General features: G+C 36.0%; 17 protein-coding genes. 12 read left to right on the top strand and 5 right to left on the bottom strand.

Going from position 1 to position 23,053, the window contains the following annotated elements; translation table 11 throughout:
- Positions 1-86: 86 nt before the first annotated feature.
- A complete protein-coding gene (locus WC644_08110; protein ID MFA5011909.1) occupies positions 87-305 on the bottom strand; it encodes a hypothetical protein in 219 nt (72 codons plus the stop codon).
- Positions 302-3,169, bottom strand: a complete 2,868-nt coding sequence (uvrA, locus tag WC644_08105; GenBank protein MFA5011908.1) for an excinuclease ABC subunit UvrA — start codon at positions 3,167-3,169, stop codon at positions 302-304. Before uvrA ends, WC644_08110 begins: the two co-directional genes overlap by 4 nt.
- Before the next feature lie 446 nt (positions 3,170-3,615).
- Here uvrA and WC644_08100 point away from each other — a divergent pair, with 446 nt between their 5' ends.
- The 6 genes from WC644_08100 (at position 3,616) to WC644_08075 (ending at position 11,648) form a co-directional block, all read left to right on the top strand.
- Positions 3,616-6,006, top strand: a complete 2,391-nt coding sequence (locus tag WC644_08100) for a M14 family zinc carboxypeptidase (GenBank protein ID MFA5011907.1) — start codon at positions 3,616-3,618, stop codon at positions 6,004-6,006.
- Between the two features lie 113 nt (positions 6,007-6,119).
- Entirely contained in the window at positions 6,120-8,153 is a 2,034-nt protein-coding gene (locus WC644_08095) for an ATP-binding protein (GenBank protein ID MFA5011906.1), read from the top strand.
- Entirely contained in the window at positions 8,150-9,526 is a 1,377-nt protein-coding gene (locus WC644_08090; protein MFA5011905.1) for a sigma-54 dependent transcriptional regulator, read from the top strand. The genes WC644_08095 and WC644_08090 overlap by 4 nt, the downstream gene beginning before the upstream one ends.
- Positions 9,527-9,554: 28 nt before the next feature.
- The gene (locus WC644_08085) at positions 9,555-9,896 is read left to right on the top strand and encodes a hypothetical protein (protein ID MFA5011904.1); all 342 of its coding nucleotides are present in this window, start codon (positions 9,555-9,557) and stop codon (positions 9,894-9,896) included.
- 60 nt (positions 9,897-9,956) lie between these two features.
- On the top strand, positions 9,957-10,676 hold the full coding sequence (locus tag WC644_08080) for a hypothetical protein (protein ID MFA5011903.1): 720 nt from the start codon (positions 9,957-9,959) through the stop codon (positions 10,674-10,676).
- A 378-nt stretch (positions 10,677-11,054) separates the two neighbouring features.
- Positions 11,055-11,648 carry a TetR/AcrR family transcriptional regulator gene (locus WC644_08075; GenBank protein ID MFA5011902.1) on the top strand — a complete coding sequence of 198 codons (594 nt, stop codon included), beginning with the start codon at positions 11,055-11,057 and terminating at the stop codon, positions 11,646-11,648.
- Positions 11,649-11,667: 19 nt separating this feature from the next.
- Here the strand turns inward: WC644_08075 and WC644_08070 are convergent, their stop codons facing one another.
- From WC644_08070 to WC644_08060, 3 genes are all read right to left on the bottom strand, one after another.
- Positions 11,668-14,013, bottom strand: coding sequence for a DUF5916 domain-containing protein (locus tag WC644_08070; GenBank protein MFA5011901.1), 2,346 nt, complete (start codon positions 14,011-14,013; stop codon positions 11,668-11,670).
- Between the two features lie 99 nt (positions 14,014-14,112).
- Positions 14,113-15,180 (bottom strand): peptide chain release factor 1, encoded by a 1,068-nt coding sequence (gene prfA, locus WC644_08065; GenBank protein MFA5011900.1) that lies wholly within the window; start codon positions 15,178-15,180, stop codon positions 14,113-14,115.
- Between the two features lie 105 nt (positions 15,181-15,285).
- Positions 15,286-15,933 carry a hypothetical protein gene (locus WC644_08060; GenBank protein MFA5011899.1) on the bottom strand — a complete coding sequence of 216 codons (648 nt, stop codon included), beginning with the start codon at positions 15,931-15,933 and terminating at the stop codon, positions 15,286-15,288.
- A gap of 55 nt (positions 15,934-15,988) precedes the next feature.
- Here WC644_08060 and WC644_08055 point away from each other — a divergent pair, with 55 nt between their 5' ends.
- The 6 genes from WC644_08055 to WC644_08030 all read left to right on the top strand — a co-directional run bounded on the left by WC644_08055 (position 15,989) and on the right by WC644_08030 (position 22,937).
- On the top strand, positions 15,989-16,576 hold the full coding sequence (locus tag WC644_08055) for an RNA methyltransferase (protein MFA5011898.1): 588 nt from the start codon (positions 15,989-15,991) through the stop codon (positions 16,574-16,576).
- A 7-nt stretch (positions 16,577-16,583) separates the two neighbouring features.
- On the top strand, positions 16,584-17,399 hold the full coding sequence (gene kdsA, locus WC644_08050; GenBank protein ID MFA5011897.1) for a 3-deoxy-8-phosphooctulonate synthase: 816 nt from the start codon (positions 16,584-16,586) through the stop codon (positions 17,397-17,399).
- A 465-nt stretch (positions 17,400-17,864) separates the two neighbouring features.
- Positions 17,865-18,020 carry a hypothetical protein gene (locus WC644_08045; protein ID MFA5011896.1) on the top strand — a complete coding sequence of 52 codons (156 nt, stop codon included), beginning with the start codon at positions 17,865-17,867 and terminating at the stop codon, positions 18,018-18,020.
- A gap of 12 nt (positions 18,021-18,032) precedes the next feature.
- The gene (locus tag WC644_08040; protein MFA5011895.1) at positions 18,033-20,453 is read left to right on the top strand and encodes a hypothetical protein; all 2,421 of its coding nucleotides are present in this window, start codon (positions 18,033-18,035) and stop codon (positions 20,451-20,453) included.
- A 57-nt stretch (positions 20,454-20,510) separates the two neighbouring features.
- A complete protein-coding gene (gene pfp / locus WC644_08035; protein MFA5011894.1) occupies positions 20,511-21,836 on the top strand; it encodes a diphosphate--fructose-6-phosphate 1-phosphotransferase in 1,326 nt (441 codons plus the stop codon).
- Positions 21,837-21,905: 69 nt separating this feature from the next.
- The gene (locus WC644_08030; GenBank protein ID MFA5011893.1) at positions 21,906-22,937 is read left to right on the top strand and encodes an ATP-dependent 6-phosphofructokinase; all 1,032 of its coding nucleotides are present in this window, start codon (positions 21,906-21,908) and stop codon (positions 22,935-22,937) included.
- The last annotated feature ends 116 nt before the right edge of the window (positions 22,938-23,053 follow it).

Genomic DNA, 23,053 nt, shown 5'->3' with positions numbered 1-23,053 from the left:
TTTCCTTGCGTCCTCTACGAACTTTGCGGTTAAATATTTTTATGATCATCCTTGCTCTTAGCAAATAATAAAATCTATTTCTGTTACTACGTCTTTTCCTGCTTCTTGCCGAATCCCTGGAATACGTTCCCAAGCAGTCCGCCTACCAATCCCCCGTAAACCGTCATCATTGAGGCGTTTGAACGGATCGGACAGCCGTCAGTACATCCCCAGAAATTCCAGTAAACATAACCGCCTATTAATCCTGCTATCGCCATTATAATTGTTAGCTTATAATTCTTTATTATATTTTTTATCTTAGTCATATTATTTCTTTTAAATATTTACCTGTGTATGAATCCTTTAATTCCGAAATCTCTTTTGGAGTTCCCTCACCTATCACGTATCCGCCGCTGTTTCCGGAATCGGGACCAAGGTCAATCAGGTAATCAGCATTTTTTATTACTTCGAGATTATGCTCTATCACAAGAATCGTGTTTCCTTTTTTCAGAAGTGCGTCAAAGCATTTCATCAGCTTTGAAATATCATGATAGTGAAGTCCTGTTGTCGGCTCATCGAAAATATATAGAGTGTTCTTTGAACCCGACTGATGCACAAGATGGTATGCAAGCTTTACCCTCTGCGATTCACCCCCCGATAGCGTTGAACCCGATTGACCCAGTTTTATGTATCCAAGACCTACATCATCCAGAACTTTCAACTTCTTAACAATCTTTGGAAACGGCTTAAAAAATTTAATTGCTTCAGTAACTGTCAGATCCAATATTTCATGGATGTTTTTGTGCATTCCATTATTACCCTGTAGTCTTACCTCAAGAGTATCTGTTTTGTACCTCTTCCCTCCGCAAGCTTCACATTCAAGAAAAATATCTGCCATAAACTGCATCTCAACCCTAATCACACCAGCCCCCTCACACATTTCACACCTGCCTCCGGGAACATTGAATGAAAACGTTCCGCTGTCAAATCCCCTCCTCCGTGCTAAAGGACTCGCGGCAAATGTCTCTCTAATAATATCGAATGCTTTTATGTACGTTACAGGATTACTCCTCACTGTCTTGCCGATTTGCGACTGGTCTATCATTTCAACATTCTCAAACAATTCATAACCCATAATCTCGTCGAATTCGCCTATCGTTTCTTCATAAAATCCCTCAAGCTTTTTCTTTAGAGCCCCGTATATAATATTGTTGACCAGTGTGGATTTTCCTGAACCGCTTACTCCGGTAATACATGTGAAAAAACCGACCGGAATCCTGACTGTTATATCCTTCAAATTGTTTGCTCTTGCTCCTTTTACTGTCAGATAATTGCAACACTCATTTACATCTTTACTTCTTTTATTTGATTCAACTTTAAGTTGTCCGTTCAGATATTTTGATGTCAAAGAAGTAGTGTTGTTTTTCAGTCCGATATAATCTCCTTGAAAAATTACCTCGCCTCCATTCTCTCCCGCGTTAAGTCCTATATCAATAATCTCATCCGCTTCTCTTATCATGTCTTTATCATGCTCTACAACCAGCACAGTGTTACCAATATCCCTTAGAGACTTCATTATGTTAATCAGCTTTTCATTGTCTCTTGGATGTAAACCTACAGACGGTTCATCAAGTACATAAATTGAACCCACAAGCGATGAACCCAATGAAGTTGCAAGATTTATCCTCTGTGCCTCGCCGCCTGAAAGAGTAGAAGAAAGACGGTCAAGAGTTAAATAAACAAGTCCTACATCTATCAGGTACTTTAACCTGTTTAGAATTTCTTCAAGTATTCTATCGGAAATTTCTTTCTTTGTCTTGTCAAGTTTCAGGTTTGCAAAGAAGTCATAAGATTCCTTTATTGTCATCTTCACAACATCGAATATACTCTTTCCTCCAACTTTCACATAAAGTGCTTCCTTTCTTAACCTTCCGCCTCCGCATTCACTGCATGTTGTATATGCCCTGTACCTGTTCAACAAAACCCTGTAATGAAGTTTATACAACGCCTCCCTCTCTACGTTCTTGAAAAACTTATATATGCCTATATATTTCTTACCGCCTTTAAATATATATTCTATTTCTTTCTCGCTCAGTGCCTTAACTGGCTTATTCAGTGATATCCCGTATTGATCTGATTCAAGAATCAGGTTTGTTAAATGTACAGAATGCTTTGGAGTTGCAAAAGGGGCAATCGCATTGTTCATAATTGACCTGTTCTTATCAGGTATCACAAGGTCATAATCAATATCCATCGTTCTTCCGAATCCTTGGCATTTCTTGCACGCACCAAACGGATTGTTAAAAGAAAACATCCTTGGTTCAGGCTCTTCGAATATCATTCCGTCTGACTCAAAAAACTTATTATACTTTGTATCAGTATATTTTGTGTCATTAAAAACTCTTACCGTCAGATATCCACCGCCCTCTATAAATGCCGTCTCAAGCGATTCTGTTAGTCTTGACAAGGATTCAGCTTCTTGACTCTCAAAACTCATCCTGTCAATAATAACAAACAAACTCCCCTCTTTTGCACCATCAACCACTTTATTCAATGCTGTCTCATCAATATCATTCAAATCCACAATCTCATCTGCAAGAACTAACTTGTAAAATCCCTTCTCCCTTAAATTATTTAAATAGGTGGATTTGTTAATTTTACTCGGATTGAAGTTTATCATTACATAAATCTTTGCACTATCCAATTTCGACAGTTCTTTAGTTATCGAAGCTGGTGTATCCTTCCTTACTACATTTCCGCTTATCGGCGAATACGTATCTCCTATACGAGCATACAATAATCTAAGGTAATCATATATTTCTGTCGTCGTACCTACTGTAGAACGTGAATTTCTTGATGTGGATTTCTGTTCAATCGCCATAGAAGGTGCAAGACCCGAAATCGAATCCACATCAGGTTTATTCATCTTCTCAAGAAATTGTCGGGCATACGAAGAAAGACTTTCAACGTACCTTCTCTGACCCTCTGCATAAATTGTATCAAATACAAGCGATGATTTCCCCGAACCGCTTACTCCTGTAAATACTATAAGCTTATATTTTGGAATATTTAAATCAATATTTTTTAAATTATGCGACTTTGCCCCTTTTATTATTATAAACTTGTTCGCATCAATTGGAATCTCTTCCTTTTTCTTTCTCTTCGTATTTTTAGTTTTTGTCGTTTTCAAAATTATACAATCAGGGAATTTACTTTTTGCACACCGACAATAAAAGTCAAAAGGAAAGCCTCACACATGATATTCTTTATTACACTATATCTGCCTGGAGTTTGCGACCTAACTCAATGTAAATCCTAAAAAAGAAGCAAAATCACTCAAATCTCTTGCCGAATGGTTACCGATTCCTTCGATTTCACAATATTTTCACATAATCTAAGTTATTTTTATGTATGCCTGCGATATGCCTGCGATATGCCTGCGATATGTCTGCGATATGCCTGCGATACTACATGGTTACGATAAGTTTAAATTATCACATCCAAATGGCCAATCATGAATTGAGAAATCAGATACTCTATTTTTCTTAAAATCATTTAATACTTAATTTTATTAGAATAATTTGTTATTTTATATGTTAACTAATTAACTTTTTATTAATTTTTAAATAAATTGCTTTGAAAAAGAACTTACTACTCTCCGCATTTATTCTTGCGCTTGCAGTTTTATTTATCTCAAACTCATTCGCTCAAAATAATGCAATCACTGGACAGGAAAAATATTCTAAAGTTAGAATATTTGCTCGTTCTGATTATGATTTTAAAAAATTAACAAATAATGACCTGCATCTTGATGGCGGTATCCGCAAACCTGGTGAATATTTTGAAACATGGTTGTCAGAATCTGAAATTGAGTTACTTAACAAATCCGGTGTTTCTTATTCTGTAGAAATTGCTGACTGGATAGAATACTATAACAGTATAAACAAAATGAGCCCCGCTGAAATCCAGCAGGCACTCTTAAAGTCGCAGCTTGACTACTCCGTCAGCCACTCTATTTATGGTACTATGGGTGGACATTTAAAATGGGCAGAAGCAATTCAAAAACTCGATTCCCTGTCAATTGAATATCCTTCACTTGTATCACCCTCATTTACTATTGGGAATTCTTATGAAAACAGACCTATGTGGACTGTTAGGATTACAAAAGATCCTGCTACTTCATCAGGAAGACCTGAAGTGTGGCTGAACGGTGTTACTCATGCACGCGAACCTCTCGGTATGTCAAACATTCTATATTTTGTTTACTGGCTCGTTGAAAACTATAATATCGACCCGATTGCTACTTACATTCTCAATAATAGAGAAATTTATTTTACACCATTTATAAATCCAGACGGTTATGTTTACAACCAAACAACAAATCCGAACGGAGGTGGTATGTGGAGAAAAAACCGCAAACCTCAATCGGGAGCTACAGGTGTTGATCTTAATAGAAACTTTGGTACGTACAATTTCTGGAACTCAACTAATGGAGGCTCTTCTACATCGCCGTCATCTGATACTTACAGAGGTCCTACTCCATTCTCTGAACCTGAAACACAGAATTTCAAGAATTTCTTGAACTCAAGAAACTTCAGAGTTCAGTTGGATTACCATACTTACGGAAATTATTTAATCAAACCTTGGGGATGGTGCGACCCTATCCCAACACCAGATGATGCAATATTCAATGAGTATGGAAACGATATCGTTGCGGAAAACGGTTTCTTGTTTGGAACACCTTATGGAACTGTTAATTATTATGTACGAGGCGGAGATATTGACTGGTGCTACAGTAATGACTCAACAGGGCATACTGAGCACAGATTTGCTATGACTCCTGAAGTTGGAACAACAGGATTCTGGCCCACAATGTCACAAATTCTTCCGCTTGCACAATCCTGCTTTGAAATGAATAAATACATCTGTCTCGTTGCAGGGGATTATGTCGGATTAAGGTCTGCAGCTCTTAACAAAGCAATCTATACTCAGGGTGAATCCGGATACCTCAAAGTAGTTTTTAGAAACAAAGGACAAATTACTGCTTCTAACATTAAAGTTGAATTTACACCATTATCGGGATACCTATCAGTACCAACTCAAATTTATACAAGACCTTCTCTCGGAACTTTTGTCTCCGATAGTACAACATTTAATTTCACGATTGGAGCAACTTGTCCTAACAATTCTGTTATATATGCAAGACTGCGTATAAGACAAAATGACACTTTAACTATGTATGACAATAATGTAAGTATTTTTGTTGGAAATGGTTTTACAGTATTAAGAGACAGTGCAGAAAACGGAACATCAAACTTCCCTACTATGACAAATTGGTCAATCGTAACAAATAAATATTATTCTCCGACACATTCATTTAAAGGTACGCCTACAAACAGTGGTAATAATCCAATGATATCTATTCCCTTAAATGTATCCTCTTATCCTGCTCTTTATTTGAGCTGGTACCAGAAATATGCACTTGAAACCGGTTATGATTATGGATTTGTTGAAATCTCCAGCAACAACGGAACTTCATGGCAGAAGATAGCAACCTTTAACGGAAAGGATTCCACAACATGGAAATTTCAAAGCTTCGATATTACATCTTTTGCCAACGGTTCATCAAACATGAAAGTACGTTTCAGGGATTCCTGCGACGTTTCATTAAACTGGGACGGATGGTATATTGACAATATTGAAATTACTGGCTATCAGATTGCACCAACAGGAATTGGAAATCAGAACAACGAAAATATTCCTGTCAAATATGACTTAAGTCAGAATTACCCGAATCCGTTTAATCCATCAACAAAGATTAACTTTGCACTTCCAAAAGAAGGATTCGTAAAGATTACAATCTTCGACCTTCTGGGAAGAGAAATTAGAGTACTGGTAAATGAGAATAAGACTGCTGGTTATTACTCGGTAGATTTCAGTGGTGAAGGTTTCTCAAGCGGTTTCTATTTCTACAAAATGGAATCTGGTTCATTCATTACAACAAAGAAGATGATGCTCATCAAATAATTATTGAGAACGGATTTTTTTAGGCGGGGAACTATGTTCTCCGCCTTTTTTATTGTATATCCTTTTTTATCTTATTACATTTATTATGAAATCTTTTTGTAATAATTTTAACCATGATAAAAAACTCTGAAATAAATATCAGAAAAATCTCATTACTCAAGCCCAAAAACATCATATTTGTTTCAGCCGCTCTTGTTATCATTATAATTGCATCTACTATTTACGAATACAGTGCTAACAAGAATGAGATTTATCATCTACTAAATGAATATTCAAACTCCATTCTGAACGTTGTTACTAAAAGCAGTGAGAATTCAATATTTTCAGACAGTGAAATGGAGAACCTTCTTGCTCAACATTTACTCGGAGTTGCAAGAAATGTTGCAAGGCTTGACAGTTTAAATCTTTTGAATAATGATTTACTGGTTCAGATCGGAGATGAAAATGAAGTATTTCGCATCAATGTGTTTAATAAGAATAAGGAAAGAGTTTTCAGCAATGCAGGGAGTGATTCAATCCACCAATCAATGAAAGGAAAGTATTCCCCTGATACATACCTCACCCCGTTATACGATGGCTCGGAAACGGAAATCATAATTGGACTTAAAGAAGCAAGAATTGAAAAAGGAAACCGCTTTGCTGTTGGAGTAACGCGCGCTTTCGGCAAAGGTGTTATTGTGGTAAATCTTGATGCGGAATCATACCTTAAATTTAAAAACAAAATAGGATTCGGTAAGCTCATTCTTGATATGGGTTCGGGAGCAGGTATAGAATATATTTTACTTCAGAACACAAATGAGATTCTTGCTGCGAACAAGAATGTTGACGAACTATCAAGCTTTTCAAACGATGAAGAACTCAAATATGTATTTGATACTGAAAATAGTATAGCGAGAATTGTACAATTTGAAGGAAGGTCTGTTTACGAGGCAGTTAATCTTTTCAAAATGGATAACAACAAGATTGGTATATTTCGGGTCGGGCTTTCAATGGACGAAATATACTCATCTGAATCAAGAATGCTGACAAGAGCTGTAGTTGTCTCTTTGATCGTAATAGTCATGACAATAATTATATTATCTGTTATAATTTCTAATCAGAATTACAATCTGATTTCTGAAGAATATAAACGCATTCAGACTCTTACTGGTAACATTATTGAAAACCTTTCCCCTGCATTGATTACTACTGACAGCACCGGCAATATTATTATTTTCAACAATTCGGCGTACAAATTGCTTTCAATAACAGATGATGTCTGCCCGAGCCTGGATACAATAAACGAGATATCACATGATTTAAGCGTAATACTTAACAAAAGAGAAAAACTTGAGAATTTCGAAATCGAAACTTCCGTTAACGGTATCAGAAGAACCTTCATGCTAAACTCTGCTTCAACCTTAGAAACCAAAACATCCAATAGTACATATTCTCTTTTAATTGAAGATATAACAGACACAAGAAAAATAGAAAAACAACTTTCGCAAAATGAGAAGTTCACAGCAATGGGTGAACTCGCTTCAGGAGTTGCACATGAAATTAGAAATCCACTTAATACTATTATAATGATATCTCAGCGACTCGAAAGAGAATATAAATACAAAATAAACTCAGAAGACTTTTCATCCCTTCTTGAAATACTCCGTTCTGAATCGTACAGAGTTAATTCAATTGTCGAGCAGTTTCTCAGGTTTACAAAACCGGCAAAACTAATGATTGCTGAGTATGATGTTAATGAGTTCCTGACCGAAATAATTAAAATAGCGGAAGTCCAAACTATAAACAAAACCATTAAAATACAAGCGAAAATAAACGAATACAAAAAGATTTCTTTTGATTACCAGCAAATGAAACAAGTTTTTATTAATTTGATTCGTAATGCAATCGACGCATCACAAAATAACGGAGAAATAAACATTGAATTCACATCGAGTAATAAGGGTAATGTGTTTACAATATGCGATAATGGCTCAGGTATTACTAAAGAAAATATTAAAAAGATTTTTGATATATATTTTACGACAAAGAAAAATGGAACCGGGATGGGGCTTAGTATTGTAAGACAGATTGTTCTTCAGCATAACGGCACGATTGAGGTTGAGAGCGAAATAAACAGGGGTTCAAAATTTATTATTACTATACCATGATGGATACAATAATATTAATTGTTGACGACGAAAGAACGCAGCGACAGGTTCTTTCAGGGGACCTTAAAAGCAGGGGTTTCAAAGTTTTAGAAGCTGATTCAGCCGAAACCGCTCTGGATACTGTTCGTAAGAATATAATTGATGTCATTCTTACTGACTTAAAAATGCCAGGTGCATCCGGAATAGACCTTCTTACAAATCTTAAAGAAATCAATCCCGATATATCAGTTGTTATTATGACCGCTTATGCATCGGTTGAAACAGCTGTGCAGGCTTTAAAGAACGGCGCATATGATTTTATAACTAAACCATATAATCTTGATGAAATAGAACTTGTAATAAAACGAATTATTGAGAAAAATAACCTCAAATCAGAGTTGAAATTTCTAAAAGAACAACTTGAATCAAGTAATAAACTTGAAGGGGTTATTACTAATTCGCTTAAAATGAAAAGGGTTATAGATGTTGCTGCGAGGGTTGCAGCGTCAAAAGCATCGGTATTAATTCTTGGTGAAAGCGGTACCGGCAAAGAAGTTCTCGCAAGAGCTGTTCACTACGCGAGTAAAAGAAAGGATAAACTTTTTGTACCAGTTAACTGTGCCGCACTGAATGAAAATCTTCTTGAAAGCGAATTATTCGGACATGAAAAAGGAGCGTTTACAGGAGCTGAAAAGATGCACAAAGGTAGATTCGAGATTGCCGATGAAGGTACAATCTTTTTGGATGAGATAGGAGACCTGCCTATGCATCTACAGGTTAAACTTTTAAGAGTGCTTCAGGAAGAACAATTCGAGAGAGTGGGAGGTACAACTACCATAAAAGTTGATGTTCGAGTTATATCAGCGACAAACAAAAGCATTGAAGATTTAATAAAGGACGGCAAATTCAGGGAAGACCTTTTCTACAGATTAAATGTTGTTAATATACAACTTCCGCCATTAAGAGAAAGAAAAGAGGATATTTCAATACTAATTTCAGAATTTCTGAAGAAATATCTGAAAGAGACTGATAAAACAAAACTTGAGTTTTCAAAAGAAGCCCTTGACTTACTTATGAAATACAACTATCCCGGAAATATTCGAGAACTTGAAAACATCGTCCATCATTCAATTGTTTTGTCAAGAAATGAAATTATAACAACAGAAGATTTACCAATAGGAATAAAAACACCCGGCAGCGAGTTGGATCTGGATTCTTGTTTTGAAGAAGGAACTTCCCTTACTGAAAAAGTTGAATTACTTGAAAGAACTCTTGTTACAAACGCTTTAAAAAAGACAAACGGGAATCAAACCGCTGCCGCAAAACTTCTTGGGATATCAGAAAGAAACCTTAGATATCGTCTCGAGAAATGGGGTGTTAAGGGTAAACCTTAGGCACGAATTTTGCTGATTTAGATTTGTCTTGGAATATATTATAAGAAATATTATCATTATCTTTGTAACATCTACCTTAATATTCTCGTGTAAAACAGAAGATAAAGAGTTAAATAGTAATAAATATATCGAAGTTACAACAGATACTATTGACAAAATAGTGATTGATTCTGTTAAAAAAGAGGATGTTAAACCTATTAAAAAACAGACTATTAAAAAACCTGACTACATTCCACCCGAAAATGGAGGTGTTAATGAGAAATGGTCAAATAATCGGCATAAGGTTCTTATGAGAGATAGTAATTGTTATTTTGGAAAAGGACTTCAAAAAAGACACAGATACAGAGGGGGCAGGCAAAATTCGGAATAGAGCGTCAATAATGTCGAAATCTTACAAATATTATAATTTAAACGGAGGTTAATTAACTTTATGAAAAATTTTTTAATTTTATTATTTGCTGTTTTGTCGTTTATAACGATTAATGCTAAGGCACAGAACACAATTGATTCAACGGAAATCACGTCAAGTGTTCCTGAGTTATACGAATTCCATGATATTATATACGTAATATGGCATGAAGCATATCCATCAAAGGATATAGCAGCTTTAAAAGGAATGGTCGAGAAGATTAAGCCATACATGGATAAAATCAACAGCGCAAAACTGCCCGGAATAATGCAGGATAAAAATGACAAATGGCAAGAAGGATTGAAAGTACTTAATGCATCTGTAGAGAATTATTATAAAATCGCCGAGGGTGAGGATAATCAGGCAATACTCGATGCAGCAGAGAAACTTCATGCGGACTATGAAATGATGGTTAGAATACTTAGACCTGTAAACAAGGAGATTGATTCCTATCATAAAGACCTATATGTTATTTTTCATAAATTCTATCCATCGAAAGATTACAAATCAATTGAAGGAATGATTGATGGTATGATAACAAAAGCAGAGGCATGCATCAATTCTAAGCTCCCAAAGAGACTCGAAGCGAATACCGAAGAGTATCAGAAGCTTACAAAGGAATTGGTCAATAAGACCATTGCATTAAAAGATGCACTGAAGACAAATGACGGAACATTAATCGACAAGGCGATTGATGAAATGCATTCAAAATATCAGGATGTAGAAAAACTGTTTGATTAAATAAAATAAGTTGTAATAGGGATTTCACATTACTCTGTACACGACAAAATTTTGAGAAGATAAAACAAAACTGGCTCATCGAATGTTATTAAAATTAAACCACTAATTTAAATAACAATAAGAAACGAAGGAGTATAAAAAGTATGTCTGGAGCTTTTAAAGCCATAGAAGGATATCAATAAGTATTTTCAAGAAAGGTTTTGATTTTCTATCATTCATAGTAAACAACATTTTAACATACTTAAATGAATTTAATATACTTAGCAAATTATAGTCGTGTACATAGTTAACATTAAGGAGAAACCTTTTTAAATTGTAAAAAACATCTAAATTTATTAATTTGCTATGAATCATTATTCAATTTAACTACCACATCCCATGAGAAAAAAAGAAGGTAACAAGGAAATTGACATAATAAACGCTGCAATTCAAGTATTTGCATCAAAAGGATTTTTTAATGCAAAAATATCAGAGATAGCTAAAAAAGCAAAAGTATCTGTAGGCAGTGTATATGTATATTATAAAAGCAAAGACTACGTCCTATACAAGATTTTTGATGATGTTTGGGGTTGTCTTTATTACAAATTGAAAGAAACTGTTGCACGTAAAGACTTATCGATTGAGAAAAAACACGATGCGTTAATCGATATGATATTCGATACATTTACTGAGAATACATCAATAGCGATAGTCATTGCACATGAACAGCAAAGATTACTTATGCGCAATCCAATAGAATTCACTCCGTATTATGAAATGTTTAACCGTTTAGGTAACAGGATCATTAAGGAAGGAATAAAACAAAAAGTTTTTAATAAAGAAATAAATCCAAAGATATCCAGCTTGTTTTTACACGGTGCATTCAGGGAGTTAATTAACAATTGGGCAAACAATCAAAAAATGTTTTCTCTGAATTTGATACGAAAGAACATTAAATCATTGTCGAAATCAGGTTTGCTCAAGCACAAATAAAATCTCAGCTTAAGAAGGCCTACATTCTCCATAAATACTGTAGTTTAAGGAAATACTGTCTATCTGTAAGGACTTGCTTTGATATATTTCCTTGACTCATTAGTTCATTGTAATCATAAGTTGATCCGACATAAAAAATAGTAAATGGATTAATCTTATAGCTTATTAATGGAGAAAAGTTAAAGTTACCAGAGAACGTATCATACTGAAATACAAGTCTTGCGGAAAGGTTTTTTGTAACTTGTATGTTTGTTTTGTTACGGAATATATACCCTGCAAATATTTTTTCCCCTGCGAATGATTTCAGTAGTTCGTAATAGATATATGAATTCTCAAGAGTTAACCTGTCAATTGGTTTAATAGTACCCCAAAGTTCAAGATTGTTTACATATCCAATGTATGAATCGGGCTCTCTGACAATTGATCTTCCTGTTGACAAATAAAAACCCCCTTGCAGCCAGTTGAATGTCTGAAAATCCAAATCCATGTTTACTCTCCGAACGCCTTCATGAAATTTACCTCCGAACCATTCATTGTTAACTATATAGAAACCGATGTTTGTACTAATCTGAAAAGGAAGCCTAAACCAAATACTTGCATTTGCAAACTGCTCTTTTATTCTACCGTCATAATCATACCTGAGATAACCAAAAACAGAAGGCTGGATTCTTTTCAGAAATTTTCCGTCAGTATAGAACATATATGCTTGTGTGGTCTGAATTCTTCTGTAATCATTATTAGAGTTGAATCCGTCATCCTGTCTTGAGACGGGGCTTGCATCGTCATACCCTACATTAAAATTCCAGTGCCTTGCACTTCTATCAAATGATAAGTAATTAGAAAAGCCAGCAAAGTATTCACCATCAAGAGCAGCAGTGTATCTATCATTATCAAACTTATTAGGGTTGTAATAGTCACTATAGTTTATTTCTCTCGTAAATAATCTAAGAGACTGAAATGTTATTGAGTAATTGTCAAGAAACCTGAAGTTTCCGTCAAATCCAAAGACACGGTTATAGCCATCGACATCAAACGCCTGTTTTGTATCTTTATTAACTTCTCTGTCTGTGAATATTAAACCAATGTAAGAATCATTAGTACCCAAAGACTGCTTAAGTCTTAATATATTTGAGGTTGATGTTCTATTTGAAGCAATAAAATCGCTGTACTCCTGAAAAGGAAGTATAAAAGGGGAATTCTGGTCGTACGCAACGGTATAACCAATATCAGTTCTCCCTACTTTGCCTGTTAATTTTAAAGCGAATAAAGGATTATTGATTGAGCGTGTATAAACAATATCCATTGGTGACTTAAAAATATCATTACCTTCTATGAAGAATGGTCTTTTCTCAGGATAAAATAAAGCGAACGTATTATTCACATCGACTTGAGCAGCATCAGATTCAACCTGAGAGAAATCGGGATTAATTGCAAGGTCAGAGGTCAGGTTTGAGGTAATTCCATATTTTACATTAAGGCCGAACTGCCCTTTAACTTTTTCGTTATCAAAATCCGAATTAGCATTTCCGTAATCTGAAATGAATCCTTTTTGAGAACCGAGTGCATAAGGAAGAATTTCCAGATTATTACCACCTTTAATATTATTAATTCCAAACATTTTAGCCGCTCTTGTGTAAAGAGTCGGGTCATCTCTTGAAAGAGAAGACCACGAAATCTGTTCGCGGTTTTCTCTCGGATGGTTACGGAATAAGAGGAAGTTCCACATTTGTTCGGGTTTATTAGGAAATCTGATACTTTTAAAGGGTATCACGATTTCTACAGTCCACATATCGGAATATATTTTAGCATCAGAATACCAAATAGCATCAAATGTCTCATCCTCAGAGCCGGGTGCATTCCACATCAGATCTGCTTGTATACCGTAAGGATTTACTATTAATTCATAAGCCTGTTTCTTTTCGTCGTAAGTGTCAAAGAAAAATCCCACCCAGTCATCGCTAAAAATCATATCGCGAGAAGTAAATGTTTTCCTTAAACTTTTGATATCGGGTTCATAATTTTTGAAACTTATATATATGTTTTTATCGTCATAAAACACAAAAGCTTCGGTATTAACAGAAGGTTTTGTATTGTCGCCAGGTTCGACCTCGCTGAAGTTTTGAAACTTTTTCGCTTTCAGCCAAGCAGATTCGTTAAGAATCCCGTCTATATCGATATCTGCAGAATTAATTCTCGGAACACTGACATCAATGTTAGTATTAGGTAAAAAGGAAGAAGTATCACTTGCCTTTGTGGTATCGCTTGCCATTAGAGAATCACTTGCCTTAATAGTATCGGTAGAAATCTGAGGATATACGATACTAACCGAAAGAAAACATAAAATAATAAGGATAACAGACTTCAATAATTAAAATAATAATTTGAAAAAATACATACTATAAGTAACGAAGAAGAGGCACAAAGGTTTCAAAAGAAGTAATCTAACTATGAAATTATAAAAAGATTAATGTTCGCTCAATTTCTCTGCTCTGTCAGCCATTTTTAATTTTTCAATTATCTCTTCAAGGTCACCCTCCATAACATCTGTAAGATTGTATAAGGTCAGACCAATTCTATGGTCAGTCAGCCTGTTCTGAGGAAAATTATAAGTTCTTATTTTCTCGCTTCGGTCGCCTGTTTTTACCATTTCTTTTCTCTGAGAACTCGTTTCTTTTGCACGCTTTTCAAGCTCCAATTCAAAAAGCCTTGAACGCAGGACTTTCATGGCTTTCATTTTATTTTTCAGCTGCGAGCGTTCGTCCTGACAGATGACCACAAGACCTGTCGGATTATGAGTAATACGAATTGCTGTTTCGACTTTATTCACATTCTGCCCTCCTGCACCACCCGAACGGAAAACATCTATCTTTAAGTCATTCTCGTTTATCTCGACATCGAAATCTTCTGCTTCAGGAAGTACGGCAACTGATGCTGCAGACGTGTGCACTCTTCCGTTAGCTTCTGTTTTTGGAACCCGCTGAACTCTGTGTACACCACTTTCATACTTCAGTTCTCCGTAAGCACCCTTTGTAATAACATTAACGACCGCTTCTTTAAGACCTCCCGGTATGGACGATTCGCTGTAATCAATTGTTTCAACTTTCCAGTGTTTAACTTCGAAATAGCGTAAGTACATTCTATAAAGTTCGGCTGCAAAGAGTGATGCCTCATCGCCCCCTGTGCCTGCTCTGATTTCAAGAATAGCATTCTTTTCATCGTTCGGATCTTTCGGGATAAGCATTTCTTTAATATAATTTTCTGATTCAAGAAGAACAGGTTCGAGTCTTTCGACTTCCTCTTTAGCGAGTTCTTTAAGTTCATAATCTCCCGAGTTATACATAAGGTCTTTATTATCGTCATACTCTTTTTTAAGATTGAGGTAACTATCATAAGCATTAACAACATCTGTTAGGTCGGAATACTCTTTAGAGAGTTTTCTGAATTCGTTCTGATCATTGATAGTTTCGAGCTTTGAAAGAAGATCGGATATTTCGTTGTACCTGTCTTTTACTTTTTGAAGTTTATCTAACATATAAATTAATAATTAAAAAACTTAGCCCGCAAAAGAACAGACTAAGCTTATTATACAAAATACAAAATTCCGTACTTTTAAATAAGACAAATAATAATCTTAAAATTATAAGAACATAAAAGTGAAACCTATCTGAACACCTCCAACGTTGTTTATTTTCTTATCTTTCAGGCTGTAAACATCGGCGCCTAAAACAGGTATGTAATAATATTCAAACGTAATACCGAAGCCAATACTTTTTGACTCATAATATTCAATGCCGATTCCCCCGTATACACCTAAACCGTAACTTGTCTGAGTATATTTAAATGATTCAAAGAAAGGACGTGAATAAGGTGTGTAAAAAATAAGAGCCGGAGCAATCCCTCCTTTAATCAATGGTTTGAAGTTACCTTCAATATCATCGAAGAAAATATTGTGTTTTACACCTATACTAAGAGTACTCATGAAAACTCTGTTTTCCTTACCTCTTATAATTGAGTTGCCGTAATAATCATAATACTCGACTTCGCTGTTGTCAGATACACCAGATATGGAAAGTTTAAAGTTCAGGTCGGTAGTTCTTGAAAGTCTTGAAGAATAAGTTCCGCTTAGTCCAAAACCATTATCTGAATAGAACATCCCCACAGCCCAGTTGTTGCTTGAAAGAGATGGAACATTATTAGTCTTGTTAACCTGTGCTAATGCAGAAGTTATCAAAAATAAACCAAGCATAAATGATACCGGGAATACCCTTATAATTTTAAATTGCATATAGTAACATATTTGATTAATTTTTAAAAATAAAGTCTTAATTAATCTAATAGTATTGACAGAAAAAAGGCTAAATAAGTTCAGAGAGGTAGTATCTAAACGGCAGAAATATCTAACACTGGTGCTTGAGAATCTGCATGATCCTCACAACGTAAGTGCAATATTCAGGACAGCAGAATCAGTTGGAATAGATAAAGTTTATCTTATTTATAACGGAGAGGAGAAGTTTCCGAGGATAAGCAAAGTATCTTCTGCGAGTGCTAAGAAGTGGGTTGAGGTTGTGAAGTTTGATTCTGTAAAGAAATGCTTTGCAGAACTTAAGAAACAGAAGTTCAAGATTTATTCAACTCACATGGAAGAGAATAAGAAGAATCTATCCTTGTTTGATATTGATTTAACAAAGAGAGTTGCGCTTGTGTTCGGGAATGAGCACAGAGGGGTATCGGATGAGGCTAGGAAACATTCTGACAAGAACTTTCTGATTCCGATGGTCGGAATGGTGCAGTCGCTAAATGTATCGGTCTCGGTTGCAGTTTGTATATATGAAGCGATGAGGCAGAGAATAGGAGCGGGAATGTATGATAAATCGGCTTATACTGCGAAAGAACTTAAACAAAAATTAACAGACTACTTAAACAGATAAATAAATTATGTTACCGAATTACTTTAAGAAAGAATTAGGGCTGAAGAATCTAAACAACTTCTTGCTGATATCGGGTCCGTGTGTTGTTGAGAGCAAGAGTGTAGTTTTTAAGACATGCGAGAAACTAAAGACCATAACTGATAAGCTTAAGATACCCTTTATATTCAAGGCTTCATACAAGAAGGCAAACAGAACATCGGGGAAATCGTTCAAGGGAATTGATTTTGATAAAGCGGTATCAATACTTGAGAGAGTGCGATATGAGTTTAATGTACCTGTACTTACTGATGTTCATTCGGCTTTGGAAGCAGAACTACTTGGGGATATAGTTGACGTAATTCAGATTCCAGCATTTCTTTGCAGGCAAACTGATATACTTGAAGCAGCGGGAAACACGAATAAAATAGTTAACATTAAGAAGGGACAGTTTTTAGCTCCGCAGGATATAGTATATCAAGCGAAGAAAGTTGAGGCAACGGGCAATAAGAAAATTATGCTTACAGAAAGAGGAAGTACATTTGGTTACCAAAACCTTGTAGTTGATTTCAGAAGCTTTCCGATAATGAAGAAGTTTGGTTATCCTGTTATATTTGACGCGACACATTCTGTTCAGATGCCTTCAAAGGAGAACGGAGTGAGCGGTGGAAATCCTGAATTTATTGAACCGCTTGCAAAGGCAGCATGCGCAATCGGGGTTGACGGATTTTTCTTTGAAGCACATCCGAATCCTGCTAAAGCATTAAGCGACGGGTCGAACATGATGAAGCTTGACAAGATGGAAGAACTCTTAAAGAAATTACTTGCAATCTACAGAAAATTATAGCGATTGGAAAACAAAAATTGATTTAACTTTTTGATATAAGTATTGTATATTTGTACAGCAATTAATTGAGGGAATATCATAGTTTACAAACTATATTTCCTTAAATATACCGAAAATTTACCTTTCTAAAAAAAGAATCACTAAAATGGCGCAGGTGTAGCGTACAGATGGCGCATATATGGCGCACTTATTTCGAATTTAAGACTGCTTTAGGTTTATGTTAAGTAGATTAAATGAGGACTTTAAAGCTATATTTTGAGTTTTGTTAGTATTTGATGTTTGGAACTCGTATTTGAACTTTTTAGTAAATTTACGAAGAAAAAGATAGTGAGTATACTAATGAAGAAGAATTTTTGCCTAAGACACGCGATATTTCAGAATGATTTTGATAAAGGAAACAAGAATTGACAGAATTAGAGTTTAATAATTTGTTTGCCCGTTTCCTGATTTTGCAGGAGGACAAAAATGAGAAAATGCGATTACGGTTTCTTCGAAAGAAAGCGAACAAAGGATATAAAAAGTCTGGAGACGAGAAAAAGATATGCGGAAAAGCAGGAAATGAACGGGATAAGCATTGAGATAAAGGGTCAAATAGTATATTTTTGTTTGAATTATTTATAAAAACAAAGAATTATGAAGAAAAAGTTTACGGGAGTATTGGTAAAAGAAAGTCTATCGGGAGGACATTTGGTTGGAATATTTATGATAGCACTTGCCTCACTATTACATGAATTTACGCTGACGAGGATTTTATCAGTTTCGCTCTGGTATCATTTTGCTTTTATGGTAATAAGTGTTGCTCTGCTCGGGATAGGAATAAGCGGTGTTGCGATATCACTATTCCCAAAACTTATAAACAAACCAGTAGATAAACTATTGACAGTATTGGCAATGATTTACGGTGCATCGGTAATATTAACATTTGCTGTTTCATATTATATTCCGATAGACCCGTTCAGTCTTTTTACTCAGAAGGTTCAATTTATAATAATACCAATTTATTATCTGTTAATTACAATACCATTCTTTTTTGCAGGATTAATAATATCAACATTGCTGACAAAGTTTTCCGCAGAAGTTTCAAGACTGTACTTTTCAGACCTTGTGGGAGCGGGTCTTTCTGTATTTGCGTTTACTTTGCTGATGCCGCTTGTAGGGGGTAACGGAATGATAGTTATAGTTTCAGCGTTTGGATTTCTTGCCGCGGTATTTTTCAGTATAGAGAGACACAAGAACCTAGCGCTTTTGTCGGGAGTATTAATGATACTTGTGTTTGCATTTTTAATAAAGAAGGAAGAATTATTAAAAATCCGTATAACGCCGAATAAGATATATGCGAATTACATTGCCGAAAGGCCAGACCTGAACATGTACACAGCCTGGAACACAATCTCAAAAGTTGATGTGATGAAGGAGGAGGAAGACTCTCCGGACGGTTACAACATAATGCTTGCGATACTTGACGAGGGAAATGCAACGACAAACATACCAAATGTAAGAAAGATGCCACCGCTCACAAAGCCGTCGGATGCTTCAAATCTTGCGTTTGTGACAAAGGATTCCGCCGACAAAGTATTTATAGTTGGTTCGGGCGGGGGCGGAGAAGTACTTGTAAGTTCTTATTATTCGGCGAAGAAGATTATTGGTGTAGAGATAAATGGAATATTGAATGACCTTATAAGCAACAAGATGGCGGGCTGGACGGGACCACTGATAAAGAACAATCCGAAGGTAGAAATTATTACTGATGATGCAAGGTCGGTTATAAAGCGAAGGCAGGAAATATTTGATGTAATAATTTCAGCACACACGATATCTGCTTCAGCAGTATCGAGCGGAGCGATGTCAATGGTAGAAAATTTTATAATGACAAAAGAAGCCGTAAAGGATTATCTAAAACATCTTGACAAAGAGGGAGTGTTATACATATCAAGGCCTGAGGCGCAGATACCAAAACTAATCACGACACTAAAGCAGGCGGGTAAAGAACTCGGGATACAAAACGATGAGTATAACTATGTAGTATTCAAGAGACCTGCGTCAGATTATGAAGTATCGAACAGCTACCTTGCCGGTGTGGTTTACAAGAAGAACGGTTTTGACGTACTTGACATGATAAAGATGAGAAATGAGGCGTCGTCGCTGGGACTTGATATTGAATATGATCCATTAACTATTCAGGAAAATGTTTACAAGACGTTAGTCACCTCAAATAATATAGAGCTTGATATAGCTAAGAATCCCTCGCTTTACTCGCCAGCTACAGACGACAAGCCATTCTTTGACGACAACTATTCATTTTCGGATGTAAACTGGCAGACGATTAAGGATGTATTTTCACAGGATGACAAGGCGATACTCGCACTGAAATCAAAACCTGTTGCACAGGTAACGCTTATTACGATGCTGATTCAGATACTTCTTGTATCATTTGTACTTATAATAATACCTTCAATTTTCATTAAAGGGGACGGCAAGCATAAAGTTGACAAGAAATTTCTTATGTACTTTGCGTTTATAGGATTAGGTTACATTTCAATACAGATAGCATTAATACAGAAATTCACGTTGTTCCTCGGACAGCCTGTATATACGATGCTTACGGTAATTTCATCGATGCTTATATTTTCGGGAGCGGGAGCGAAATACTCAGCAAAACTCGCAAACAGCAAGAGGAATATCCAGTATATATTTTTAGCAATTGTCATTTATACATTTTTAGTCGGATTAGTATCGCCGTATTTATTTGATGCTTTTGTATCAATGAGTTTAATACTGAGAATCGTAATAACAGTGATAATGATAGCGCCGCTTGCATTCCTGATGGGAATACCATTTCCGACGGGTATATCGGCAATATCGAATGATGACTCAAGAATGATCGGGGTATCCTGGGCGGTAAACGGGTTCTTTTCGGTAATAGGAACCGTGATGACGATGATACTTGCGATGATTTTCGGTTTTAAGATAATGTTTTTTATAGCGGGTATATTTTACGTTATTGCGTTAATATTTATGACTATAAGAAATAATATAAAATTAGTAGATTTATAAGATATATTTACAAACAACAAGTTTTATTTTCACAAATCACACAAATATTAACATAATATGTCACAAGAGCATTACAGGAAAAAAACATTAGCAATATTAGTAGGAGGCGGTCCTGCGCCGGGAATAAACGGTGTTATCCGTTCGGTAACGATAGAAGCTATAAATTCAGGATTAAACGTAATAGGCATATACGACGGTTTTGAATACTTATCAAGAGGCGATTCGAGTCATGTGACTGAATTAAGAATAGAGGACGTATCAAGAATACATTTTGACGGCGGAAGCATACTACACACATCGAGAATAAATCCAGCAAAGAACAAAGAGATGCTTGATGCGACAATAAAAGCATTAACACAACTGTCAGTAGATTATCTCGTAACGATAGGCGGTGACGATACTGCAACGAGTGCCTTAAGGATAAACGCATTAACGAAAGGACAGATACAGGTAGCACACGTACCAAAAACAATAGACAATGACCTACCTCTTCCGGGAAACATGCCTACATTCGGTTATCAGACTGCAAGAGATTTTGGGTTTCACATAGTACAATCGCTGATGGTTGATGCAGCAACGACAAACAGATGGTATTACGTTGTAACGATGGGAAGAAAAGCCGGACATCTGGCACTCGGAATCGGCAAGTCAGCAGGAGCAACGCTTACAATTATTGGAGAAGAATTCAGAGATAAGACAGTAAGTTTTGAAACAATCTGCGATATACTTGAAGCATCGATAATAAAAAGAATGTCACAGGGTAATACGTACGGAGTTGCGATACTTGCAGAAGGAATCATAACCCGTATCGACCCCGAAGAACTTGCGAACCATCCATACGTGAATCTGGAAAAGGATTTACACGGAAACATAAGACTATCAGAAATCGACCTTGGAAGAATAACAAAAGACGAAGTAAGAAGAAGACTGAGAGAGAGAGGAATTAATGCAACGATAGTAAATAAGGATATCGGATATGAATTAAGATGCGCCTCTCCGATACCTTATGACTGCGAATACACACAGGATCTGGGGTATGCGGCAGTCAGGTATTTACTTGACGGGTATACGGGAGCAATAGTTACGGTTGATAAGGGTCAGTTGCTGCCTGTGAAGTTTGATGACATAATAGGGAAAGACGGAAAGATAGCGACGAGAGAGGTTGATGTAGATTCAGACGGATATCATGTTGCGAGGAAGTACATGATAAGACTTGAGAAGAATGATTTTGATGAGATAAAGAACGTGGCAAGACTTGCTTTAATAGGGAATATGACAACGGAAGATTTTGAGAAGAAATTCAAATATCTTATAAACGACCCGCCAGTAAAAGAAGGAAAGATAAAAGAGAGTACAAAGACAAAAACAGAAAAGAAAAGTTAATTGAAATTATTCAAGCCCGCATGTATATTCGCGGGCTTTTTTTATTGAAGAAATAAAACAAGGAGCAAAATGAAAATCGGAGTACTAACATCAGGAGGAGACTGTCCGGGACTGAACGCCGTAATCCGCGCTATCACCCGAAAAGGAGCAGACCTTGATTATGAAGTAGTTGGAATATTAAACGGGTGGAAAGGATTATTTCTTCAATCATACATGCCTTTAAATTCAAAAAACGTTGCAGGTATTGTAAACAGGGGCGGTACGATACTCGGTACTTCGAGATTCAGTCCATTTGAAGAAGAAAAGGGCGAACTGACATTACAGAACAGGATTAACAACGCAGGATTTGATGCACTTATAACGATAGGCGGAGAGGGCTCGATGCACATAGCCCAATTAGCACACAATCTTGGAATTAATGTAATAGGAGTTCCAAAGACGATTGATAACGACATAAACGGAACGGATTTCACTTTCGGATTTGATACAGCGGTGCAGATTGCAACAGACGCTATAGACAGACTTCATACGACAGCAGAATCACATCACAGGATAATGGTGCTTGAGGTAATGGGCAGGCATGCGGGCTGGATAGCAATGTATTCGGGGATGGCAGGAGGTGCTGATGTGATAGTTATCCCAGAATATAAAGTAACAATAAAAGAAATAATTGAAGTACTAAAGAACAGATACATAAAAGGGAAATTATTTTCGATAATAGTTGTGGCTGAGGGTGCTGAGTTTTTGATGGAAGAATTAAATGTTAATGAGGAAGATAAGAAATTCGATGAATTTGGAAGAGCAAGGCTCGGGGGAATAAGTCATTATTTAGCAAATGAAATAGAAAAGAGGTCGGGGTTTGAGACACGGACAACGATCTTAGGTCATGTGCAGCGAGGAGGAGTACCTACGGCGTTTGACAGGATGTTAGGCACGAGGTTTGGAATATATGCGGTAGAAATGGTTGAACAGAAAAAGTTCGGAAGAATGTGTGCAATACAGGGTACAAAGATTATCGATATACCGATTTCGGAAGCGATAGGAAAACTAAAGACGGTTGACCCTGAAATATACAAGGCGGCACAGGTATTCTTTAAATAGGGAGGACAAACTCTATCTTGCCATTCCAGTTTTCGCCGGAATGACAGGAAAAAAGATTGGAGGATTTAATTATAGTTTGAATATTTAGTAAAGTTGAATTATTTTTACTTAAGTTA

The organism is Ignavibacteria bacterium, assembly GCA_041649015.1.
GTDB lineage: Bacteria > Bacteroidota > Ignavibacteria > Tepidaquicellales > Tepidaquicellaceae > CAIKZJ01.
The sequence above is the reverse complement of the archived record's forward strand: the minus strand, read 5'-3'. Positions and strand labels throughout refer to the sequence as shown.